Origin of the sequence: Enterococcus casseliflavus, from assembly GCF_029215545.1 — a bacterium.
Lineage (GTDB): Bacteria > Bacillota > Bacilli > Lactobacillales > Enterococcaceae > Enterococcus_D > Enterococcus_D casseliflavus.
The window spans coordinates 3595820-3614744 of record NZ_CP119393.1 but is presented as its reverse complement, the minus strand read 5'-3'; the positions used below and the strand labels follow the sequence as shown (position 1 = coordinate 3614744).

Genomic DNA, 18925 nt, shown 5'->3' with positions numbered 1-18925 from the left:
GAAAAATTTTCTTCTGCTAGAATAGTCGAGTACGAAAAAGAGAAAGGAAGTTGTTACATGCCCATCAATAAAAAAGAAAGTTTGATCTATACGACACTTATGTGTATTTTCATGGTGTATTTTATGAGTGTTTATAACCTCATGTTTCAAGTCGGTGTTTCGGCATTGGCATTCCAATTGGCGTGGAATGAATTGCCATTAGCCCTTTGTGTCGCCTTTATTTTGGATTGGTTCATTGTTTCTGGTCCGGCAAAAGGTTTGGCGTTTCGATTTTTGGACCATCAATCAGCTACTTGGAAAAAAATCGGTTTGATTTCTTCATTGATGATCGCCGGCATGGTAATCTGTATGTCACTCTTTGGTGCGTTGATGCACCCAAACCCTGATCACTCGGTGTTCGTCAATTGGCTAAGCAACATTGGGAAAAATGTGATCGTCGCATTGCCGTTGCAATTGTTCATTGCAGGTCCAATCGTTCGCCGGGTGTTTCGCGCCTTGTTTCCTATTGGCACTGTGCAAGAACAGCCAGTACTAGGGGAATAATCGATCATTAGAAAAAACGTACTGCAGACAGGTTCTGCCAAGGTTAGCTAAAACAGCTAGCTTGGCGATACCTGGACTTGCGGCACGTTTTTTGCTTTTATAGACAGCAAAAAAACCCATAGGATGGTATGGGTTTTTCTGGTTACCCTATGAAATAGGATACAGGATGTACTTATATAGTAATATGGTTCCGTCAAAAAGAGAAGTTCAATTTTTTCACCGATACATGAAATTAATGCAAATCGATTGTTTTTATGACCAAAAAATCAACTTATAATTATTTTCCGTCTGTTATTCCGTATAGAAACCAACGAGTTGATACCAGCGACGATGCTCAATATGGTAGGCATCAGGTGAATAGCCTGACATTGAAAAACCGATAAAGGTGATGACCAGTCCGATAATAATAAACAACAGACTGAGAAAAACGAAAAAGCGCTTATTGATTTTGATCATAGGACTGCCTTCTTTCGATAGTTTTGAACAAATGATTTCGGCCAAATGACAAGGGAGTGGGTAAGACGTGAAAAAGGTCGGCTCATACTATAAGTGGCGATCAGGCAAAGCAGCCCTAAACCAAATAAGAAAACCCCCACACCTAACTGACTTAAAAAGAGATAGAAACCATCCGCCATCAGCATGGGACTTAAGACAACGCTAGCAATCCCACCGATAAACGTAGTGACACCAATCATGCCAGTGGTGAAAGGCACACACCAGATGATTATTAAAAAGCTTAGGATCAGCAAAGCGGCACTTAACAATAAGCTGCCCCACAATGGAAAGCCTAGCACTAAGATCAAGAGCAAAAAGGGATGAAAGCGGCGGGGAATCTCTACCACGACCTCTTCTGTTTCTGTGACTGTTTGGATCAGTTCTTTTGGGGAGCCAAGGCGTGCCACGGCTTCTTCTTCAGTGTATCCTTCTTCCATCAAATCTTCGATCATCTCGTCATAATAGTTGATCAGCTGATGAATCTCGCTAGGTCTGACTTTTTCAGATAATTCCGCAGCCAATGCCTTGATAAAATCAACTCTGTTCATCTAATGTTCCTCCTTTAATAAATCGCTGGATCAATGTCAATTGGGGCCAGTCGTTGGTTAAAAAATCGTCGATCCGCTGTTTTCCGATTTTGGTCAAGCGGTAATATTTTCGGGTCCGTCCTTGATGGCTTTTATTATAAGTCTCAACCGCTCGGCTGGCTTCTAAGCGCTTCAAGATAGGATAGAGCGTTGATTCTGAGATTGGCAGTAAAGGAGATATGTTTTTGACTAATTCATAGCCATAAGAGTCACCATGCTGCAAATAAGCCAAAACACAAATTTCCAATAATCCTTTTTTTAATTGGGCATCCAAAGGCTCTCCTCCTGTTCATACTCATACTATACATTACATAGTATCATTCCACAAGCAGCACCAGTCAAAATCAGCCTTAAGTCTGAGCACCATAAGACAACAAGAGTTTCTTTGATAAAATGGTCAAAAATAAAAAATAAAATTAAGAAAATCGGCGGAAAGTATAGGTTAACGTGCTCTTTTTTGTTAAAGTAGAAGTATAAAGATTACTTTCAGTAAGAAAATGGGCGTTGGTTGTGCTTCTAAAAGCTGCAAGTAGTCAAAGTGAATGAGACGAACATCAGCAAGAATTGGTGACGTCCAGAAAGGAAGGGGTATTATGAGAAAAGCAACGATTACGAAAAAATATTTGATCAATTGCTTAAAAAAATATCTGGTGGAATATCTTTATCGACCAATCACTGTCCGCGACATTGCTAAATATGCACGAACATCGACCCAACCGATCTATTTAAATTTTTCAAACATGCAAAATTATAAACAGGCGATGGTTGATGATGTGTTTCGCGACATTCATGAAACAAAAAAAGAGTCAGAAGAGACACTCGATTCCTTATACAGCTTTTGGCAGGACTATTACGTATTTGCCAGCCGCAATCGTAACCTCTTTTTCGCACTTTTTTTTAATGATATTGGCTGCGGTCCATACATAAAAGAGCGTTCTTTTGCTTATTTTCAAGAAGCAATTGCTGAATCAGCTGTTTTTCAATGTGCGCATAAAAGCGATCTGAGAAAATATCATGAAGAAGCCTTGATCTTTTTTAGTGGGTTGGTATTGCTGTTTATTCGTGAAGGGTGCAGTGACAGCAAGAATGATTTTATGAAAGATACCATTGAGTATTGGGAACGAATGCTAAAGGAACCAAAAAGCGCGCCACGTGATCGGGGACCGCAAGCATTGTTAGAGGCTGGTGCGTTTGCTGTAGAAGAATAGGTACTTGAAATCAAGCATTAAAATAAATATCTGAATATTTCGACACCAAAAAACCGTTAGTGATCAAACATTCTTCACTAACGGTTTTTTTTGAGGAGGCAAGTCTTGCGGTATGAGTAGAACAATTGTGGTTTTTTCACCTTTTACTGATTGAATCGCTAAGGAAGCTTGCGTGCCATAGTATAATGCTAGCCGCTGGCGTACATTGTTGATACCATAATGTTGATCAGAAGGTTGCTCCAGTTGTTTTAGCTGTTCAGGATCAATCCCAGGACCATTGTCTTGAATCTCAAACCGCAGCCATTGTCCTTCTTTGAGGCAGCGGATCGTCAATACACCTCTGCGGTCATCTTCAATATGATCCAGCCCATGAAAGACGGCATTTTCGACAAACGGCTGCAAGAGTAGATTGATCATCGGATATTCATCGATATTTGAGTCAATTTCGAGGACTAAATCAAAGGAATGGTGATGCATTTTTTGCTGAATTTTAGCATAGGTGATCGTCAAATCGAGTTCTTTGCTGACGGATAACCGATTGGATCCTTGGTTTAGGCTGAGACGGTAGAATCGAGACAGCAGCTGAGCCATCTCACGGATTTCGTGGTTGCCGTTTAGTGTGGCAGTATTGCTGATCAATGCTAAGGAATTATAAAAGAAATGCGGATTGATCTGGGCTTGCAGAGCCCGCAATTCGTATTCTTTTTGTTTCAGTTCGGCTTCATATACTTCATTGATCAACTCAGCGATTTTATCTAGCATTTTTTGAAAATTGGTGTATAACTGTCCAACTTCATCTTCTGAAGAATAACTATGCTCGATTTTGAATTGATCCATTGATAAAGAAGCCATTTGCTGGGCCAAAGAATTGATCGGCTGTACCACTGTTTTTGCTAGCCACCAGCTAGATAAAACCAAGATCACTAATACAAAACCAAAGATAATGAGTGCCGCACCAACTAGATACAGTAGACTGCTGAAAAATGACTGTGCGGTTTTAACAAAAACGATTTGCCAATGATTATCCAGCAGTACAGGGGCTTCTTCAATAACTGCGCTTCCAACCAACCACTGTTTTTGAGTACGCTGCTGCTTCGTCAAATAATCAATGCGGTAAAGCGTCTGCCCGGTCTCTGACTGAATCGTCAAATCGTAAGGTTCCTCAGTGACTGCATCAAGATTCGTGAACAATGCTGCTCGGTCGATGGTTAAAACGATGTAGTTTAAGGAATCTGCGGTATGGCCTTTTAAAAAAAGGTTGGTATAAAAAGAAAGTTCCTCCCGTTCTTTGTCAAAATACGTGCGAATTTCAGTCGAGGGTTTTTCTTTTAGAAAAGGCAGCGCCGTGTCAGCAGTGATTTTTTTGACATATTGCCCATGATCATAAAGATCGATCGTGGTGTATAGCGTGATGCCTTTAATATCTGCTTGCGGAAAACGAACACTGTGAAACAAAGGCACGATCGTATTTTGAAAGAGATTGTATTGATCAAAGTTTGAGAAGCGTTGACTAGAAAGTTCTTGCGTCAAGGCGGTATTGTTGGCTAAGAAAAGCAGGCTGTCCCGATAGGTATGAATCTTGCTTTCTAACTGATAGCTGATACTTTTGAGATTATCGGAGTAAGCACTTTTTTCCTGCTGTTGGATAAAGGCTCGGATGATAGATACCCCGACAAAGGTCAAAACGATCAGAGGAACAATGCTTGAAAGAATTGAAATAAGGGCGATCTTTTTTTGAAAACGAAAATTTTTAAAACAATCGTGGACTTTTCTTAACAAGAGGGACCTCTCTTTCTATAGGCATCCGGCGTCATTCCGACAATTTCTCGGAACGTTTTGCAAAAATAGGAATAATGATTAAAGCCAACTTGTTTGGAGATAGTTCGAATGCTGCAGTTCGAGTTCTTTAAACGCTTCTGAGCCTGTTTGATACGGTAAGACTTGATGTATTTGGTGATACCCATGCCTTCAGAAGTACTGAATAATTCGCTTAGGTAGTTAGGATTGATATTGACTTCCTTTGCTAACCGCTCCAAGCTCAACTCTTGGTGAAAATGAGCGAATATATAGGATTTTACTTGGCGCACATAGTCATTTGACTGACTCCCGTTGATTTGAAGCAATGCATCATGAATATAATGGAAGAGAGCATCAAAAATATCCGCAATTAGTTGCAGACTTGGCGCTTCCAGTATTTTTCCAATCTGATTAGCGCCATACTCCGCATCAAAAGTGATCGTGCACTGATCGATGATTGTTTGATAAAAGGTCGCAAAATAAAATTTGGCATTGGTTGGTTCCTCACGTCCATTTGTTTCAAAGCAGTCGAAAACTGTTTTCACAAGCGCGTGTGCTTTTTTACTTTCGTATTGATTCACATACAAAACGGTTTTTTCAAAAAGAGCTTTCTTGACGATGTAGTGATCTCCCGGAAGTAGCTGGCAGATTTTCCCTTTGTTTTGCTGATAAAAAGACCGCTGACTGCTCTTCAGTAAGTCATGATAGGTGCCGTACACTCCTGAATGGTGGGGAACTGGTCCGCTGTCAAAAAGTGTTATTTTTTGCTGAAACTGCTCGGAAAAATAGGTAGTCAAGTTGTTTTTTCGCTCCTCGATTTCCCTTTTTGACAAAGGTTCGTTAAAAAAGAGCAGTTGTGCTGGAGCTAAAAACAAACTGAACATTTCAGGAAATGCAGCAGATAGCGAAGGGACAAAATCCGGCGCATTCCAAGAATCCAGCGGCCAAGTAACGAGAAAAAAAGAGGGATGAGTCTTAAAAAAACCTTGTGCAACCGATTGCTCTTCCTTCGGTAGTGAATGCCAAGGATAGCCATAAAAAAGTTTACTCAAAATCTCTTTCAAATAATGGGTTTGTGCGATTGTTTTTGTGTAAGAGCGCTGCTTTTGTTGATCGATAAAAAGAATGATTTTATTTATTTGTTCATAAAAATCATCAGGGTCGATTGGTTTTAAGAGGTAGTCAACCGCTTGTAACTGTATGGCTTTTTTTACATAATGAAAATCTTCAAAGCCGCTGATAAACATCACAGGAATTTCAGGAACTGCTTCTTTGATTCTCGCTACGAGGGCATGTCCATCCATAAAGGGCATCTTTACGTCGGTAATTATCAAGTCAAAGGGCTGTTTCTGAAAAAGTTGCCAGGCTTCGCGGCCATTTTTGGCTTCTTCGATCCGCCATTCTTTTTCATGCTGACTCAAGAAGTATTTGATCACTTCTCTTTGATCGTAGCTGTCATCAGCAAGCAGCAGTCGGTACATGGTTTTCGCCGTCCTTTCGTATAGAGAAAATTACACAGTCGCTTCTTCTTTCTATAGTAAGCGATAAACAAAAAAAGCAACAGAACAAATTTGTAAACGTTTTATTTTCTGGAAATCGTGCTATAAATCTGAAAAAAGTGCTATATTTTCTATGGAAGCGATTGCGTATAATAAGGATATCAAAAAAGTTTGAGGAGGAAAACAATGAAATTCAGGCGGGGAACAGCAATTTTAACAGCCATGGCTTCAGCACTTATTATGACAGGATGCAGTTCAGAAGAAGCAAAGACCAATGAAAATGGGGATACCGTGATTACGATCGGACGCCAAACCGCACCGAACTCAAAACTGCCGGAGGGGGACTCTTACAGCAACAACGCGTATACTCGATTGATTCAAGAACGCTTGGGCATCGAACTGGAGAGTGCCTTTGAAGCCCACGGGGAAGATTACGATCGGCAAGTATCGCTAGCGATCGCTTCAGGGGAACTACCGGATACAATGATCGTCGGATCAAGAGATGAATTGGAAGAATTAGTTAACAATGATTTAGTGGAAGACTTGACCGAAGTATTTGAGGAGCATGCCGACGATTTTCTAAAAGACATCTATGATTCGTTTGATGGGATTCAGTTAGAAGCAGCTACGTTTGATGATCGCTTGATGGCGATCCCATCTACTAGCGATGACTTCGGGCCCAATCTTGTCTGGTTGCGCCAGGACTGGCTAGATGAGCTGGGTATTGAACTGGATAAAGATGGCAATCGCTCAATTACATTGGATGAGTTGAAGGAAACAGCGATTGCTTTTCAAGAAAATGATTTAGCCAACACCGGAAAAGCGGTTGGTTTGCCATTGGCCTTCTGGTTGTCCTCGCCAAATCATGGCGGCACGGCATATACAGGGACAGCCATTATGAATGCGTTTGGAGCCTACCCAAAATCGTATCTCCAAGATGAGAATGGACAGATGTTTTATGGATCCAATACGCCAGAAATGAAAGAAGCACTAACGCTGCTGAAGGAATGGCAAGATGAAGGGTTCATGGATCCGCAATTTGGTACCCGGACGTATGACGATATCCATGCCATGATGGTTAATGGAGAAACGGGCATCGCTTTTGGTCCTTGGCACATGCCTGACTGGGGGTTAGTACAAGCTAAACAAAATGATCCGAATGCTGAATTTGTTCCTTATGCCCTTGAAAATGCTAACGGCGATGGCGGGGTCAATGCCGTGGCTAACCGCGGCACTGGGCAATACATCGTGGTGCGCAAAGGTTTTTCTGAGCCGGAAAAAATCATGGAGATGATCAATCTGATTTATGGTGAAGTTGCCAACTCGGAAGATATTGAAGCCGAGTTTCCGGAAATTTATGACTATGCGAAAGTGGATGTCGATGGGACGGTTCGTCCATGGAATGTTGTTTTCTTAAAAGCCTATAGTGAGATTGATGATGCAGTAGAAGCTTCCAAGGCGGCGGTTGGCGAAACATCTATCGAGGATATCTCCAACTTCTTCATCAAAGAAAACGCCGAAAAAATCAAGCAATATCTGGATAGCCCTGAAGAAACTGATCCGGTGGACTGGACCCGCTATGCCTCCCGCTATTTAGCCGTCAATAATGTGATGGGCGGTATCAGAGAGCAAGGACGCTTGAATGAAGTGAAACCACCGCGTTTTGATTCGATCAAAGCCAATGAACGAAACGGCGCACAAGTAGGGAAACTGGAGGAAGAGACCTTCATTAAGTTTATCACTGGAGAAGAACCCCTGGAAAACTTCGACAACTATGTTGAAACCTGGAATAGCCAAGGTGGGACAGCCATACTTGAAGAAATGCAAGAAGTAGTAGATCAGCGAGCAGATAATTAAGCGGCCACTCCAGCGGTTCTGACACTCGTCTTTCGAACAAAGAAAAGCAAGGTTGTATGCAGGAAAACCGACTGCAGGTGCCTTTTCTTTGTTCGAATTTTTTCATCAAGCGGCTGGTGAGGCAAAAAATTTATGGAGGAGTAAGTAAATGGAACTTTCTGTTGAAAAAGAAAGCAAAAAAGAAAAGAAAAAGTGGTTTTCTCGAGATCAGCTTTTCTTTCTAGGGATGATTTTACCAGGCATAATTTTTATTTTGATTTTTTCTTATGGTCCTATGTTTGGGTTGTTGATGGCATTTCAAGATTATGTGCCAGCGAAAGGTGTATTTGGTTCTGAATTTGTGGGATTCGAGCACTTTCGCTATTTGTTCAGTTTACCGGATATTTTCTTAGTAACTAAAAACACGATTTTCATCGCTTTCTGGAAAATTGTCTTTAATACGATCGTACCGATTCTTTTTGCGATTCTATTAAATGAAGTACGTGTAAAGTGGATGAAACGCTCCATTCAGACCATCGTATATTTGCCCCATTTTCTTTCATGGGTCATATTGGCTTCAGTAGTGGTCAATTTATTCAGTCTTGATGGAACGGTGAATCAGATTTTACAAAACTTTGGTGTAGAACCATTAAACTTTTTGGGTAGTAATCAGCTGTTTCCTCGTTTGCTGATCGGGACCGATGTTTGGAAAAGTTTTGGTTACAGTTCAATCGTGTACCTTGCTGCCATTACCTCGATTGATCCAGGGTTATATGAAGCAGCCACGATGGATGGTGCTTCTTGGTCAAAAAAAGTCTGGCACGTAACCCTGCCTGGGATGATGCCTTTTATTTTGCTGATGACGATTTTGTCGCTGCCTAATATCTTAAATGCCGGCTTCGACCAAATTTATAACCTGTATTCTCCGGTTGTGTATCAAAGCGGTGATATTATCGATACCTATGTCTACCGAATCGGTCTGATCGGTAGAGACTACAGCTTAGGGACTGCCGTTGGTCTGGTCAAATCGGTGATCGGTCTATTCTTGATTTGGTCTTCCAACAAAATTGCGGAGAAGAAGACTGACAGAGTGATGTTTTAAGGAAAGGAAAAAAGAGATGAAAGAAAAATTTAGTATACGGCATGCAGTAATTTATTTGATCGTCATTGTTTTAGCTCTTTCTTGTTTAGTACCGATGTTGAATGTCGTGGCACTTTCTTTAAGCAGCAGCAGTGCGGTCGCGGCAAATGCTGTGGGGCTATGGCCAGTGGATCTGACCTTAGCAGCTTATGAGCGCATCATGAGCGATCAGCAATTTTGGCGTTCCTTTGGGATCTCGGTCATTCGTGTGATCGTTTCGCTGCTGTTGAACCTCTTGATGATCGTAACGATGGCTTACCCGCTGTCTAAATCAAAAAAAGTATTTCGAACGAGAAAATTATTCATGGGCGTGATGGTTTTTGCTATGCTCTTCAGCGGCGGCATGATCCCAACGTATTTAGTCGTTCGCAATCTAGGGTTATTGAATACGATTTGGTCCCTGATTTTACCTAGTGCAGTCCCTATCGGCAGTGTGATCTTGGTGATGAATTTCTTTCGGGGAATCCCCAAATCATTGGAAGAATCTGCTCGGATCGATGGTGCCAACCCACTGCAGATTTTGGGACGAATCTATATCCCAATGTCATTGCCTTGTTTGGCAACAGTTTCTCTATTCAGTATTGTCGGCAGTTGGAATGATTTTTTCAGTGGACTGATCTATATGACCAAGACTGAAAACTATCCTTTAATGACCTATATCCAAACACTATCAGTCAACATTGCTGAAACAATGCAACAAGCCGGAAATTTGACTTCCGAGCAGCTACAAAGTCTACTAGCGGTCTCTGATCGAAACTTGAATGCAGCGAAGATCGTGGTGGCAGTGGTGCCGTTATTGATTATTTATCCGCTTCTACAAAAATATTTCGTTCAAGGAATCGTTGTCGGATCAGTAAAGGAGTAAACCCACATGATACACTTTTTTCATTCAGAAAACTTCTTCGCACGAATCGCTTGGAAATTCAGCCAGTTGCTCCTATTGAATGTACTGCTCTTGTTTTTTAGTTTGCCGCTCTTCACGATCGGCGCAGCCATCACTGCGGGTTCTAAAGTGGCGACTGATCTGATAGAAGGAAAAGCACCGACTGTTGTTCAGCAGTTTTGGTCGGTCTTTTGCCAAAGCTTTCGAAAGAGCACTCTCATCTGGCTTAGTCTACTTTTTTCTTTGTGGCTTTTGACTGCTGATTGGTTGTATTATTTCCAACTAAAAGGGACTCCTGATCTTTTTACCGTAGGCTTAGTAATTTGTACGTTCATGTGGCTTCAGTTTTTCCAAGTTTCGTTTTTCTTACTCGCACGTTACGATAGCGAAATCAAAACGATCCTTTTGAACAGCATCAAAGTCGCCGCAAAGCACCCTTTTAAAATACTTAGTCTTCATCTTCTGACTGCAGCCCCTATTGTCATCATGCTTCTTTCACCCTATGTGCTGGTTTTCAGCATGTACATTGCCTGCTTTTTTGGTCTTAGCTGTTTTTTGTATGTACGCTGTCAGTTATTGTTGGCAATTTTCAAGAAATATGAGAAGGTAGAAATAGCAGAAAAGTAACTGGGTTTTATAGTTAGCAACGTTGAATGGAGGAATTTTGATGGGACAAAACACGCAGTATGGAGAAAAAAAGATTGCGATCGATCGCAGGATCGGTTTTTTAGAAGAACATACGTATCACGGGAATGATCTTGGTGTGACTTTTCAAGGACAGCAAACCACGTTCAAATGCTGGTCACCAGAGGCAGAGGCTGTTTCAGTATTGATTTATCAAAGCGGTGTCGCTGGGACTGACGATCGCCTGCTGACACTGCCAATGGTCCAAGAAGACAACTGTTGGCAAGTCACGACGGAAGAAACCGTCAAAGAGCTGTTTTATACGTTTGAATTTCAACGAGACGGTCAAAAAGTCGAAGCGGTGGATCTTTATGCCAAGGCAGTAGGGATCAACGGGAACCGTGGGGCCATCATTGATTTAAAGGAAACAGATCCTGAAGGCTGGCAGGAGACTCACGGCGTCGGTCAGCAATCGATCACAGATGCCTATATTTGGGAATTGCATGTCGAAGATTTCAGTGGCGCCGAAAACAGCGGGATTTCACCAGAAAATCGCGGGAAATATTTAGCCTTTACTGAAAAAAAGACCCATCTGGTGGGGGATGAAAGTCAACCAACTGGCATGGCTTATTTAAAAGAGCTGGGGATCAATTATGTTCATCTGCTGCCGATCTTCGATTTTGACAATGATGAAACTTCGTCTGCCTACAACTGGGGCTATGATCCGAAAAATTACAATGTCCCTGAAGGACGATACGCTTCTGATCCTAGTGATCCCAAGGCGCGGATTCGTGAATGCAAGCAAATGATCCAATCGCTGCATGAAGAAGCCATCGGCGTTGTAATGGATGTGGTCTTCAATCACACTGCGATCACAGAAGAATCATGGTTTAATTTGACGGTGCCTGATTATTACTACCGCCAAGATGATGCGGGGAATTTTGCGGACGGTTCTGCTTGCGGCAATGAAGTGGCTTCTGAACGGAAAATGATGCGCAAATTTATCATTGATTCAGTTTTATATTGGGCGCAAGAATACAAAATCGACGGCTTTCGTTTTGATTTGATGGGCTTGATCGATGTGGAAACCATGAACCAGTTGCGGCAACGCCTAGATGATGCCGGCTTCAGCCATGTGATTTTATACGGCGAGCCATGGGATGCCGGCAGCAATCAAATTATTCAGCCGAATATCCCAGCGAACAAAAGCAATGTTTGGGCACTGTCAGAAGGCGTTGCGGTTTTTAGCAATGATTTAAGAGACAGTATCAAAGGCGATGTCTTTGAAGAAACAGACGGCGCGTTTATTCAAGGAATGAATGGTCAACCGCAAGTCAAGCAAACCTTTTATGCAGCAAATTTGGCAACGGCGATTCAAGGAAATACGAAAGTTGCTGGGCAAGAAGGCGCCGAGCGTTGGGCAAAATCGCCCCGCCAAGTGATCGCCTATGCGTCAGTCCATGATAATTTGACCTTATGGGACAAACTGGTGGCAACCATGCAAGCTTCAGCGAAGGAAAGAAATTATGATTTTGATCGTGAGCTTTTAGCCCGTAACAAACTAGCAGCAGCCATTTTGTTTACTAGCCAAGGAGCCGTGCTGACTCAAGCTGGGGAAGAATTTGGCCGTACCAAAGAAGGCGATGAAAACTCCTTCCGTTCGCCACTGACAGTCAATCAGCTGGATTGGGCACGTGCCAAAACCTTCAAAGAATTGCGCGAGCTGTATCGGGGCTTGTGGGCATTGCGGCAGTCCTATGCACCATTGAGAGATGCCACGACCCAAACGGCTGAAAGCATGGTCTTTTATGAGACAAAGGATGAAAATCGCTTGGCGTATCAAGTACCCAATCGTGACAAACAGCATCCATGGCGTTCCTTGTTCGTTTTACTCAACAGCACGGAAGAAAGCTGGTCCTTTGACTTACCGACGACAACAGAAAATGCCACATGGCACCTCGTTGCTGACCCCAAAGGAGCTGGGATCGCTTCTCGCGGCGTAGCAGCGCCAAGGATAACCATCGACCCATTGTCCTTCTGCATTTTGGCGGAACAAAGTAACTAATCAAAGTAGAAGCTAAAACAAACTAAAAATTTTAGTTTGTTTTAGCTTTTTTGGTAGTAAAAAAACAATTCTTTTGCTATACTTTTAACAGAATGAGAAGCAGAAAGCGGTGAGCAAATGAAAGTTGTGATCTCTGATATTGCCCGAAAAGCTGGCGTTTCCAGCGGAACAGTCTCTAATGCGATCAACAATCGTAAGGGGATCAGTGAACAAAAACGGCAAGCGATCTTGAAGATCGCTCGTGAGATGGGGTATTTTGATCAGCGAGAAATTAAAAAAACGGAAAGCCAAAAAATCAAATTTGTCGTAATGAACAAACAAGGAAATGTCGTAGGGGATACGCCTTTCTTTTCTGAATTGATCCGAGGAATCGAAATGGAGTGCAGTGCGTTAGGCTATGAACTGGTCATTTCCCATATCACACTGGCACCAGAAGAAGACCCGATTGAAAAGATCCGTCCAGAATTAGCAGATGGTTTGCTATTGTTAGGAACGGAATTGGAAAAACAAGATTTAGCAGTCTTTCGCCATTTGGAAGTACCGTTAGTGATTTTAGATACGGTGTTTAATTCGCAGGACTTTGATTTTGTCGCCATCAATAATCGTGACAGTGCCTATGAGATCGTTGAAAAGATGATCGAAAAAGGCCACCGTGACATCGGCATCATCAATTCAACCTTTCAAATCAACAACTTTCGGGAACGCAAGCAAGGGTTCATCCAAGCGATCCAAGAGCATGATCTGATCCATTATGAAGAGACGGAAGCCTTAGTAGAACCCACCTTGGAAGGCTCCTATCAAGACATGAAGGTCTATTTGGAATCCTTGCGTGCCGATCAGCGACCGTTGCCAAGCGCTTTTTTTGCGGTCAATGACAATATCGCCATCGGTGCCATGAAAGCCATTCGCGAAGTGTTTCCCGATCATCCGTTGACCATTGTTGGGTTCGATGATATTCCTTTGGCGGAATTTTGCAACCCACCACTGACCACCGTCAAAGTAGATAAAGTGTACCTTGGTCGCCAAGCCGTGCGACGCTTGATCGAGAAAATCACGAGTGAAGATGAAAACCATCTGAAAATGCTGGTCGCCACGACGATCGTCGAACGCGAAAGCATCAATTAAGAATAAAAATAATATGAAAAATAAGAAGAAGGACAAAACGTTTAGCAAGCGTTTTGCCCTTTTTTAGTTATTTAACAAAAATATTTATCTAAAACTATTGCAAAATATTTAGCTTGTGCTATATTTAAGGTGTAAAAAGTAAGGGATTACATTTTGAGGAAGTGAATAGATGACACAGATCGGTCTTTTTTGTGCCACTGGGCTCTCCAGTGCACTGCTCGTCAAAGCGCTCAAAGAACAACTAGCGGATGATCAGCATTACCAAGTCAATTCCGCGCCTTTTTCAGAAATATTTATGGTGGGGAATGACTATGATTTTTTGATTTTAGCTCCTCAAACCCGCTTCAATCAAGCGAAAGTCGCAACAGCCTTTCCTGATAAAAAAATCGTTTTACTGACGGATGAGGAATTTCTGAGCAAAAATGTAGCACGAATCGTCGAAGAAATAAAAATTTAGCTAAATATACTAAAACGCAAAGGGTGGTTTTATGGATAAAGTAACCATCGGGTTCGCCCCGACTAGAAGAAATTTGTTTAGTGAAGAAGCAGCCATTGAGTACGCCAATCTGACACGACAAAAAATGGACGAACTTGCCATTGATTATGTAGATATTTTAGATATCAACGAAGACGGCTTACTATACGATGATGAAGGGGTTGAAAAAATCGCCGAAAAATTCAAAGCAGCGAAGATCGACGGTCTTTTTCTAGCCAATGAAAACTTTGGTACGGAATATGCCTGTGCTCGTTTAGCCAAAAAACTAGATGTCCCCGTCTTACTGTGGGGACCTAAAGATGAGACGCCAGCCGCCGACGGTTCACGTTTGCGGGATACGCAATGCGGTCTTTTCGCTATTGGGAAAGTCTTGCGCCGTTTCAAGGTACCTTTCACCTATGTCAAAAATTCTGATATTGATTCACCAGAATTTGCCCGCGGCTTGCAAGACTTTATCAAAGTCTGCAATGTCGTCAAGACCTTCAAACAAACACGAATCTTGCAAGTTGGCCCACGCCCCTTTGATTTTTGGACCGTGATCTGCAACGAAGGCGAACTATTGGAGCGTTTCAATATTTCGCTATCACCAGTACCGATCCAAGAAGTGGTGCAAGAAATCAAGAAAGTCAAAGAACAGCAGCCAGATAAATTGCAAGCAGTCATTGATTATTTCGAAACCAATACGGAAGTCCAAATTTCGGCGAAAGATTTGGAGATGGTGGCAGCCCTCAAAGTGGCTTTGCAAAACTTATGTGAAAGCTACGGCTGCAATGCAGGAGTCATCCAGTGTTGGACGGCCTTACAAGACGAAATCGGTATTTTACCGTATGCCTCCTTGTCGCTGTTACAAGAAGAAGGTATGCCTTTTGTCTGTGAGACGGATGTCCATGGGGCGATCTCGGAACTGTTGGTCGAAGCCGCTTCGTTGGGGGAACACCGAGCAATCTTTGCGGATGTCAACTGCCGCCATCCAGAAAATGAGAATGGCGAATTGCTGCAGCACTTAGGAGTTTTTGCTTATTCCACCGCAGAGACCAAACCGATCTTGCCGCAACGACATTTTGTTTTTGACTATCCAGGATCAGTCGCTTTTCGGGCAATCAAAGACGAGTATACGCTGTGTCGCTTTGATGGGGACAACGGCGAGTACTCACTGCTGATGGGTACTGGTAAAGGGATCGATGGACCATACAATCAAGGGACCTATCTCTATCTGGAATTTGCAAATTTGAATCGCTTGGAATTCAAACTCGTTGAAGGCCCTTATATTCATCATGTTGCGGCGGTCAGAAAAAATGTGGTGCCGATCTTGTATGAAGCGTGCAAATACATCGGCGTGCAGCCAGATTTTTATGATCCAATCGAAGAAGACGTCAAAGCATACTTGAGAGGGGATCAATCATGGAAATAAACGAGCTGGAGATGAAGGCTTTAACGATTCGAAAATCCGTGTTAGAGCTGATCTATCAAGCAAAAACGGGTCATACTGGTTCGGATCTTTCTTGTACCGATATTTTAGTGGCCTTGTATTATCGGATAATGAATGTCGATGCGAAAGACCCCCAAAAGCAAGATCGTGACCAGTATATCCAAAGTAAAGGACATGCGGCAGAAGTACTATGGGCCGTTTTAGCGGACAAAGGTTTTTTGCCGAAAGAAGAATTAGCCACCTTTTCGCAATTTGGTTCACGACTGATCGGTCATCCAAACAATAAAGTAGCTGGTGTTGAGATGAATACTGGTTCGCTAGGCCACGGCTTACCCGTCGCAGTAGGGATCGCCTTGGCAGGCAAACTGGATCACCGCACGTATCAAACCTATACGTTGTTGGGAGATGGCGAATTAGCAGAAGGCTCGGTATGGGAAGGAGCCATGGCAGCTGCCAACTACCAGCTGGACAATTTGACCGCCATCATTGATCGCAACGGCTTGCAGATCACTGGAGCCTCGGAAGATGTGATGGCAGTGGAGCCGCTAGATGAAAAATGGCGTGCCTTTGGTTGGGATGTGCATATCGTTGATGGCAATGATATGGCTGCCTTGGTGGCTGCATTAGAAAAACCGCATCAGCCCAATCAACCGAAGCTGATCATTGCCAAAACCATCAAAGGCAAAGGTTATTCCGCAGCCGAAAATCAAGCGCAATGGCATCATAAAGTGCCAACGGCAGAAGAGCTTGCACAAGCTATTGCCGAACTTGATCAGCAAATGGAGGTTTTGACTCATGGGAAAAAATAATATTGCCAATCGCCAAGCAATGTGCGACGTATTGATTGAAGAAGGAAAAAAGAATCCTGCGATCACGGTGTTGACCAGTGATTCTCGTGGTTCCGCTTCGTTAGCACCTTTTGCCAAGGAATTACCGACACAATTGGTGGAAGTAGGGATCGCAGAGCAAAACATCGTCAGTATTGCGGCCGGCTTAGCCCATATGGGCAAACGCCCTTTCGTTGCCTCCCCTGCTTGTTTTCTCAGCATGCGCAGTATCGAGCAGATCAAAGTCGATGTCGCGTATTCGAATAAGAATGTCAAACTCGTAGGCATCAGCGGCGGTGTCAGTTATGGGGCATTAGGCATGAGTCATCATTCCTTGCAAGACATCGCAGTGGCACGAGCGATCCCTAATTTGCAAGTGCTGTTGCCAGCAGATCGCTTTGAAACGATCCAAATGTTTAAAGCCTTAGCGGCATCAAATGAACCAGCCTATATCCGTCTCGGTCGCAATCCTGTTGAAGATTGTTATGATTCTGCAGATTATCCTTTTGAGATCGGCAAAGCCATTGAGCTGAGAAGCGGCCAAGATGTCGCATTGATCGCCACCGGCGAAACCGTGCGCCAAGCGTTGGATGCTGCGGATCTATTGGAAAAACAAGGCATCACTGCTACCGTTTTAAATGTTCATTCCTTGAAGCCCTTTGATTCAGAAACGGTCAAACGAGTGGCGAAAGAAACAGGCACCGTGATCACTGTGGAAGAACACAGCCGATACAACGGCTTAGGAGCTGCCGTGGCGGAAACGCTGGCAGAAGAAACGGACATTCGACAAAAAATCATTGCTTTTCCGGATGAAGCCTTGATTACTGGTTCTTCGTCAGAACTGTTTGCCCATTATGGCTTAGACGGTGCCTCCATAGCGAAAACAGCGGTTGCGTTTCTAGGAGCTTAAGATGGACAAGACCTATCAGCTGGTTTTAGATCAGAGTACATCCGGTACCAAGCTCTTACTATTTCAAGAAGGGAAAATCCTGCAACGTTACGATAAAAAACACCGCCAAATTTATCCAAAAGTCGGGTGGGTCGAACATGATCCGCTTGAGATTTGGCAAAATGTCCAAGAATTGCTGGCACAAGTGTTTCAAGAACAAGCGATCACTGCAGATCAAATCGTTTCCTTGTCATTGACCAATCAGCGAGAAACGATCGTTGCTTGGGACCGATTGACTGGCAATCCCTTGTACAATGCGATCGTGTGGCAATGCAACCGCAGCGCCGCGATTTGTGAAGAATTGACGGCACAAGGCTGGGAAAGGACGATCAATCAAAATACCGGTTTACGCTTAGACCCGTATTTTTCTGGCACCAAAGTGAAATGGCTGGCACAAGAATTATCGGCCATCAAGGAAAAGTCGGGAACTGGCGAGTTGGCGATCGGTACGATGGACAGCTGGCTGTTGTGGAATTTAACGCAAGGGAAGGTATTTGCGACAGAAGCCAGCAACGCGTGCCGAACATTGTTTTACAATATTGAAGAGGGCCGTTGGGATGCAGAACTCGTCAAACTTTTTGGCATCCATTTAGCAGACTTGCCAGCGATCAAACCTGCTGATACGGTTTTCGGTAACTATCACGGAATCCCTATCAAAGGAATCTTAGCCGATTCACAAGCGGCATTATTCGGGGAAGGTTGTCAAAGCCTTGGGGATGTAAAAATCACGATGGGTACCGGTTGTTCGATCATGATGCAAGTGCAGCAGGAGCAGACGTTGCGGGATCGCCGCATTTTGACGACGGTCGGCTGGCAAACTAGCCAGGAAACAGCGTTTGCGCTAGAAGGCATCATCCGTTCCTGTGGTGACGCCATCAACTGGTTCAGTGAGCAAGTGGCTCCGCTGCCAGATGTAGCTGAGATTTGTCAAGAAGTGCTGACCAATGACAGTCAAGAAGACATCTATTTTATCCCAGCATTGCAAGGAATGGGTGCCCCTTTTTGGGATAATACGATGACTGCCAGCTTTGTCGGCATGAAACGCAAGACGACGACTCATGAGCTGTTGAAAGCCGTTTTAGAAAGCATCATTTTTCAAATCAAAGCAGTGATCGATGTGATGGAAGAAGTCGCTGAACGACTGATCAATCAGGTAATGATCGATGGCGGTGTTTCGAAAAACCGCGCCTTGATGAGCTTATTAGCGACTTTGATCAATAAACCCGTCATCGTCAGCGAAGTCGAAGAATTTTCAGCCATCGGCACAATGCTTGTTGCCAATCCAACCATGAATGAACCAGCTATTCAGCAAACCACGATCGTTCCGCAAGCCGAACAGGCCGTGATCCGTTTGAAATATGAAAAATGGAAACGGTTCATTGAGAAATCAGCTGCTTTTAGTGAAGGATAAAGGAGGAACT

General features: G+C 43.3%; 18 protein-coding genes. 13 read left to right on the top strand and 5 right to left on the bottom strand.

The annotated features are described in order from the left end of the window. Positions 1–57 precede the first annotated feature (57 nt). Complete coding sequence (locus P0G38_RS16980; protein WP_005226468.1) at positions 58–543, top strand: DUF2798 domain-containing protein; 486 nt, start codon at positions 58–60, stop codon at positions 541–543. A gap of 291 nt (positions 544–834) precedes the next feature. Here the strand turns inward: P0G38_RS16980 and P0G38_RS16975 are convergent, their stop codons facing one another. The 3 genes from P0G38_RS16975 to P0G38_RS16965 are packed head-to-tail and all read right to left on the bottom strand — an operon-like array spanning position 835 to position 1899. Beyond that, positions 835–999 (bottom strand): hypothetical protein, encoded by a 165-nt coding sequence (locus P0G38_RS16975; protein ID WP_167822213.1) that lies wholly within the window; start codon positions 997–999, stop codon positions 835–837. Then, positions 996–1586: a DUF1700 domain-containing protein gene (locus P0G38_RS16970; RefSeq protein ID WP_275853431.1), complete on the bottom strand. Its 591-nt coding sequence runs from the start codon at positions 1584–1586 to the stop codon at positions 996–998. Before P0G38_RS16970 ends, P0G38_RS16975 begins: the two co-directional genes overlap by 4 nt. Then, positions 1573–1899: a PadR family transcriptional regulator gene (locus P0G38_RS16965; RefSeq protein WP_005226473.1), complete on the bottom strand. Its 327-nt coding sequence runs from the start codon at positions 1897–1899 to the stop codon at positions 1573–1575. The genes P0G38_RS16970 and P0G38_RS16965 overlap by 14 nt, the downstream gene beginning before the upstream one ends. A gap of 319 nt (positions 1900–2218) precedes the next feature. Here P0G38_RS16965 and P0G38_RS16960 point away from each other — a divergent pair, with 319 nt between their 5' ends. Beyond that, positions 2219–2833 (top strand): TetR/AcrR family transcriptional regulator, encoded by a 615-nt coding sequence (locus P0G38_RS16960; RefSeq protein WP_275853429.1) that lies wholly within the window; start codon positions 2219–2221, stop codon positions 2831–2833. A 63-nt stretch (positions 2834–2896) separates the two neighbouring features. Here P0G38_RS16960 and P0G38_RS16955 read toward each other — a convergent pair whose 3' ends face one another. Together P0G38_RS16955 and P0G38_RS16950 are read right to left on the bottom strand one after the other, a co-directional pair. Next, positions 2897–4612 (bottom strand): sensor histidine kinase, encoded by a 1716-nt coding sequence (locus tag P0G38_RS16955; protein ID WP_015508701.1) that lies wholly within the window; start codon positions 4610–4612, stop codon positions 2897–2899. Continuing rightward, entirely contained in the window at positions 4606–6111 is a 1506-nt protein-coding gene (locus tag P0G38_RS16950) for a response regulator transcription factor (RefSeq protein WP_275853427.1), read from the bottom strand. Before P0G38_RS16950 ends, P0G38_RS16955 begins: the two co-directional genes overlap by 7 nt. Positions 6112–6315: 204 nt before the next feature. Here P0G38_RS16950 and P0G38_RS16945 point away from each other — a divergent pair, with 204 nt between their 5' ends. The 11 genes from P0G38_RS16945 to P0G38_RS16895 all read left to right on the top strand — a co-directional run bounded on the left by P0G38_RS16945 (position 6316) and on the right by P0G38_RS16895 (position 18915). Beyond that, positions 6316–7986, top strand: coding sequence for an extracellular solute-binding protein (locus tag P0G38_RS16945; protein ID WP_275853425.1), 1671 nt, complete (start codon positions 6316–6318; stop codon positions 7984–7986). A gap of 148 nt (positions 7987–8134) precedes the next feature. Beyond that, positions 8135–9067 (top strand): ABC transporter permease, encoded by a 933-nt coding sequence (locus P0G38_RS16940; RefSeq protein ID WP_008376715.1) that lies wholly within the window; start codon positions 8135–8137, stop codon positions 9065–9067. A gap of 16 nt (positions 9068–9083) precedes the next feature. Further along, complete coding sequence (locus tag P0G38_RS16935; protein WP_015508704.1) at positions 9084–9971, top strand: carbohydrate ABC transporter permease; 888 nt, start codon at positions 9084–9086, stop codon at positions 9969–9971. Positions 9972–9977: 6 nt separating this feature from the next. Then, positions 9978–10616, top strand: coding sequence for a DUF624 domain-containing protein (locus P0G38_RS16930; protein WP_275853422.1), 639 nt, complete (start codon positions 9978–9980; stop codon positions 10614–10616). 40 nt (positions 10617–10656) lie between these two features. Beyond that, positions 10657–12678 carry a type I pullulanase gene (pulA, locus tag P0G38_RS16925; protein WP_275853421.1) on the top strand — a complete coding sequence of 674 codons (2022 nt, stop codon included), beginning with the start codon at positions 10657–10659 and terminating at the stop codon, positions 12676–12678. A gap of 117 nt (positions 12679–12795) precedes the next feature. After that, positions 12796–13803, top strand: coding sequence for a LacI family DNA-binding transcriptional regulator (locus P0G38_RS16920; RefSeq protein ID WP_016608965.1), 1008 nt, complete (start codon positions 12796–12798; stop codon positions 13801–13803). Positions 13804–13972: 169 nt separating this feature from the next. Next, the gene (locus P0G38_RS16915) at positions 13973–14260 is read left to right on the top strand and encodes a PTS sugar transporter subunit IIB (RefSeq protein ID WP_275853418.1); all 288 of its coding nucleotides are present in this window, start codon (positions 13973–13975) and stop codon (positions 14258–14260) included. A gap of 31 nt (positions 14261–14291) precedes the next feature. Further along, positions 14292–15710: an L-fucose/L-arabinose isomerase family protein gene (locus P0G38_RS16910; RefSeq protein ID WP_275853416.1), complete on the top strand. Its 1419-nt coding sequence runs from the start codon at positions 14292–14294 to the stop codon at positions 15708–15710. Beyond that, positions 15701–16537, top strand: coding sequence for a transketolase (locus P0G38_RS16905; protein ID WP_005231740.1), 837 nt, complete (start codon positions 15701–15703; stop codon positions 16535–16537). Before P0G38_RS16910 ends, P0G38_RS16905 begins: the two co-directional genes overlap by 10 nt. Further along, positions 16524–17465, top strand: coding sequence for a transketolase family protein (locus P0G38_RS16900; RefSeq protein WP_275853414.1), 942 nt, complete (start codon positions 16524–16526; stop codon positions 17463–17465). Before P0G38_RS16905 ends, P0G38_RS16900 begins: the two co-directional genes overlap by 14 nt. 1 nt (position 17466) lies before the next feature. Continuing rightward, entirely contained in the window at positions 17467–18915 is a 1449-nt protein-coding gene (locus tag P0G38_RS16895; protein ID WP_275853412.1) for an FGGY-family carbohydrate kinase, read from the top strand. Positions 18916–18925: the final 10 nt, after the last annotated feature.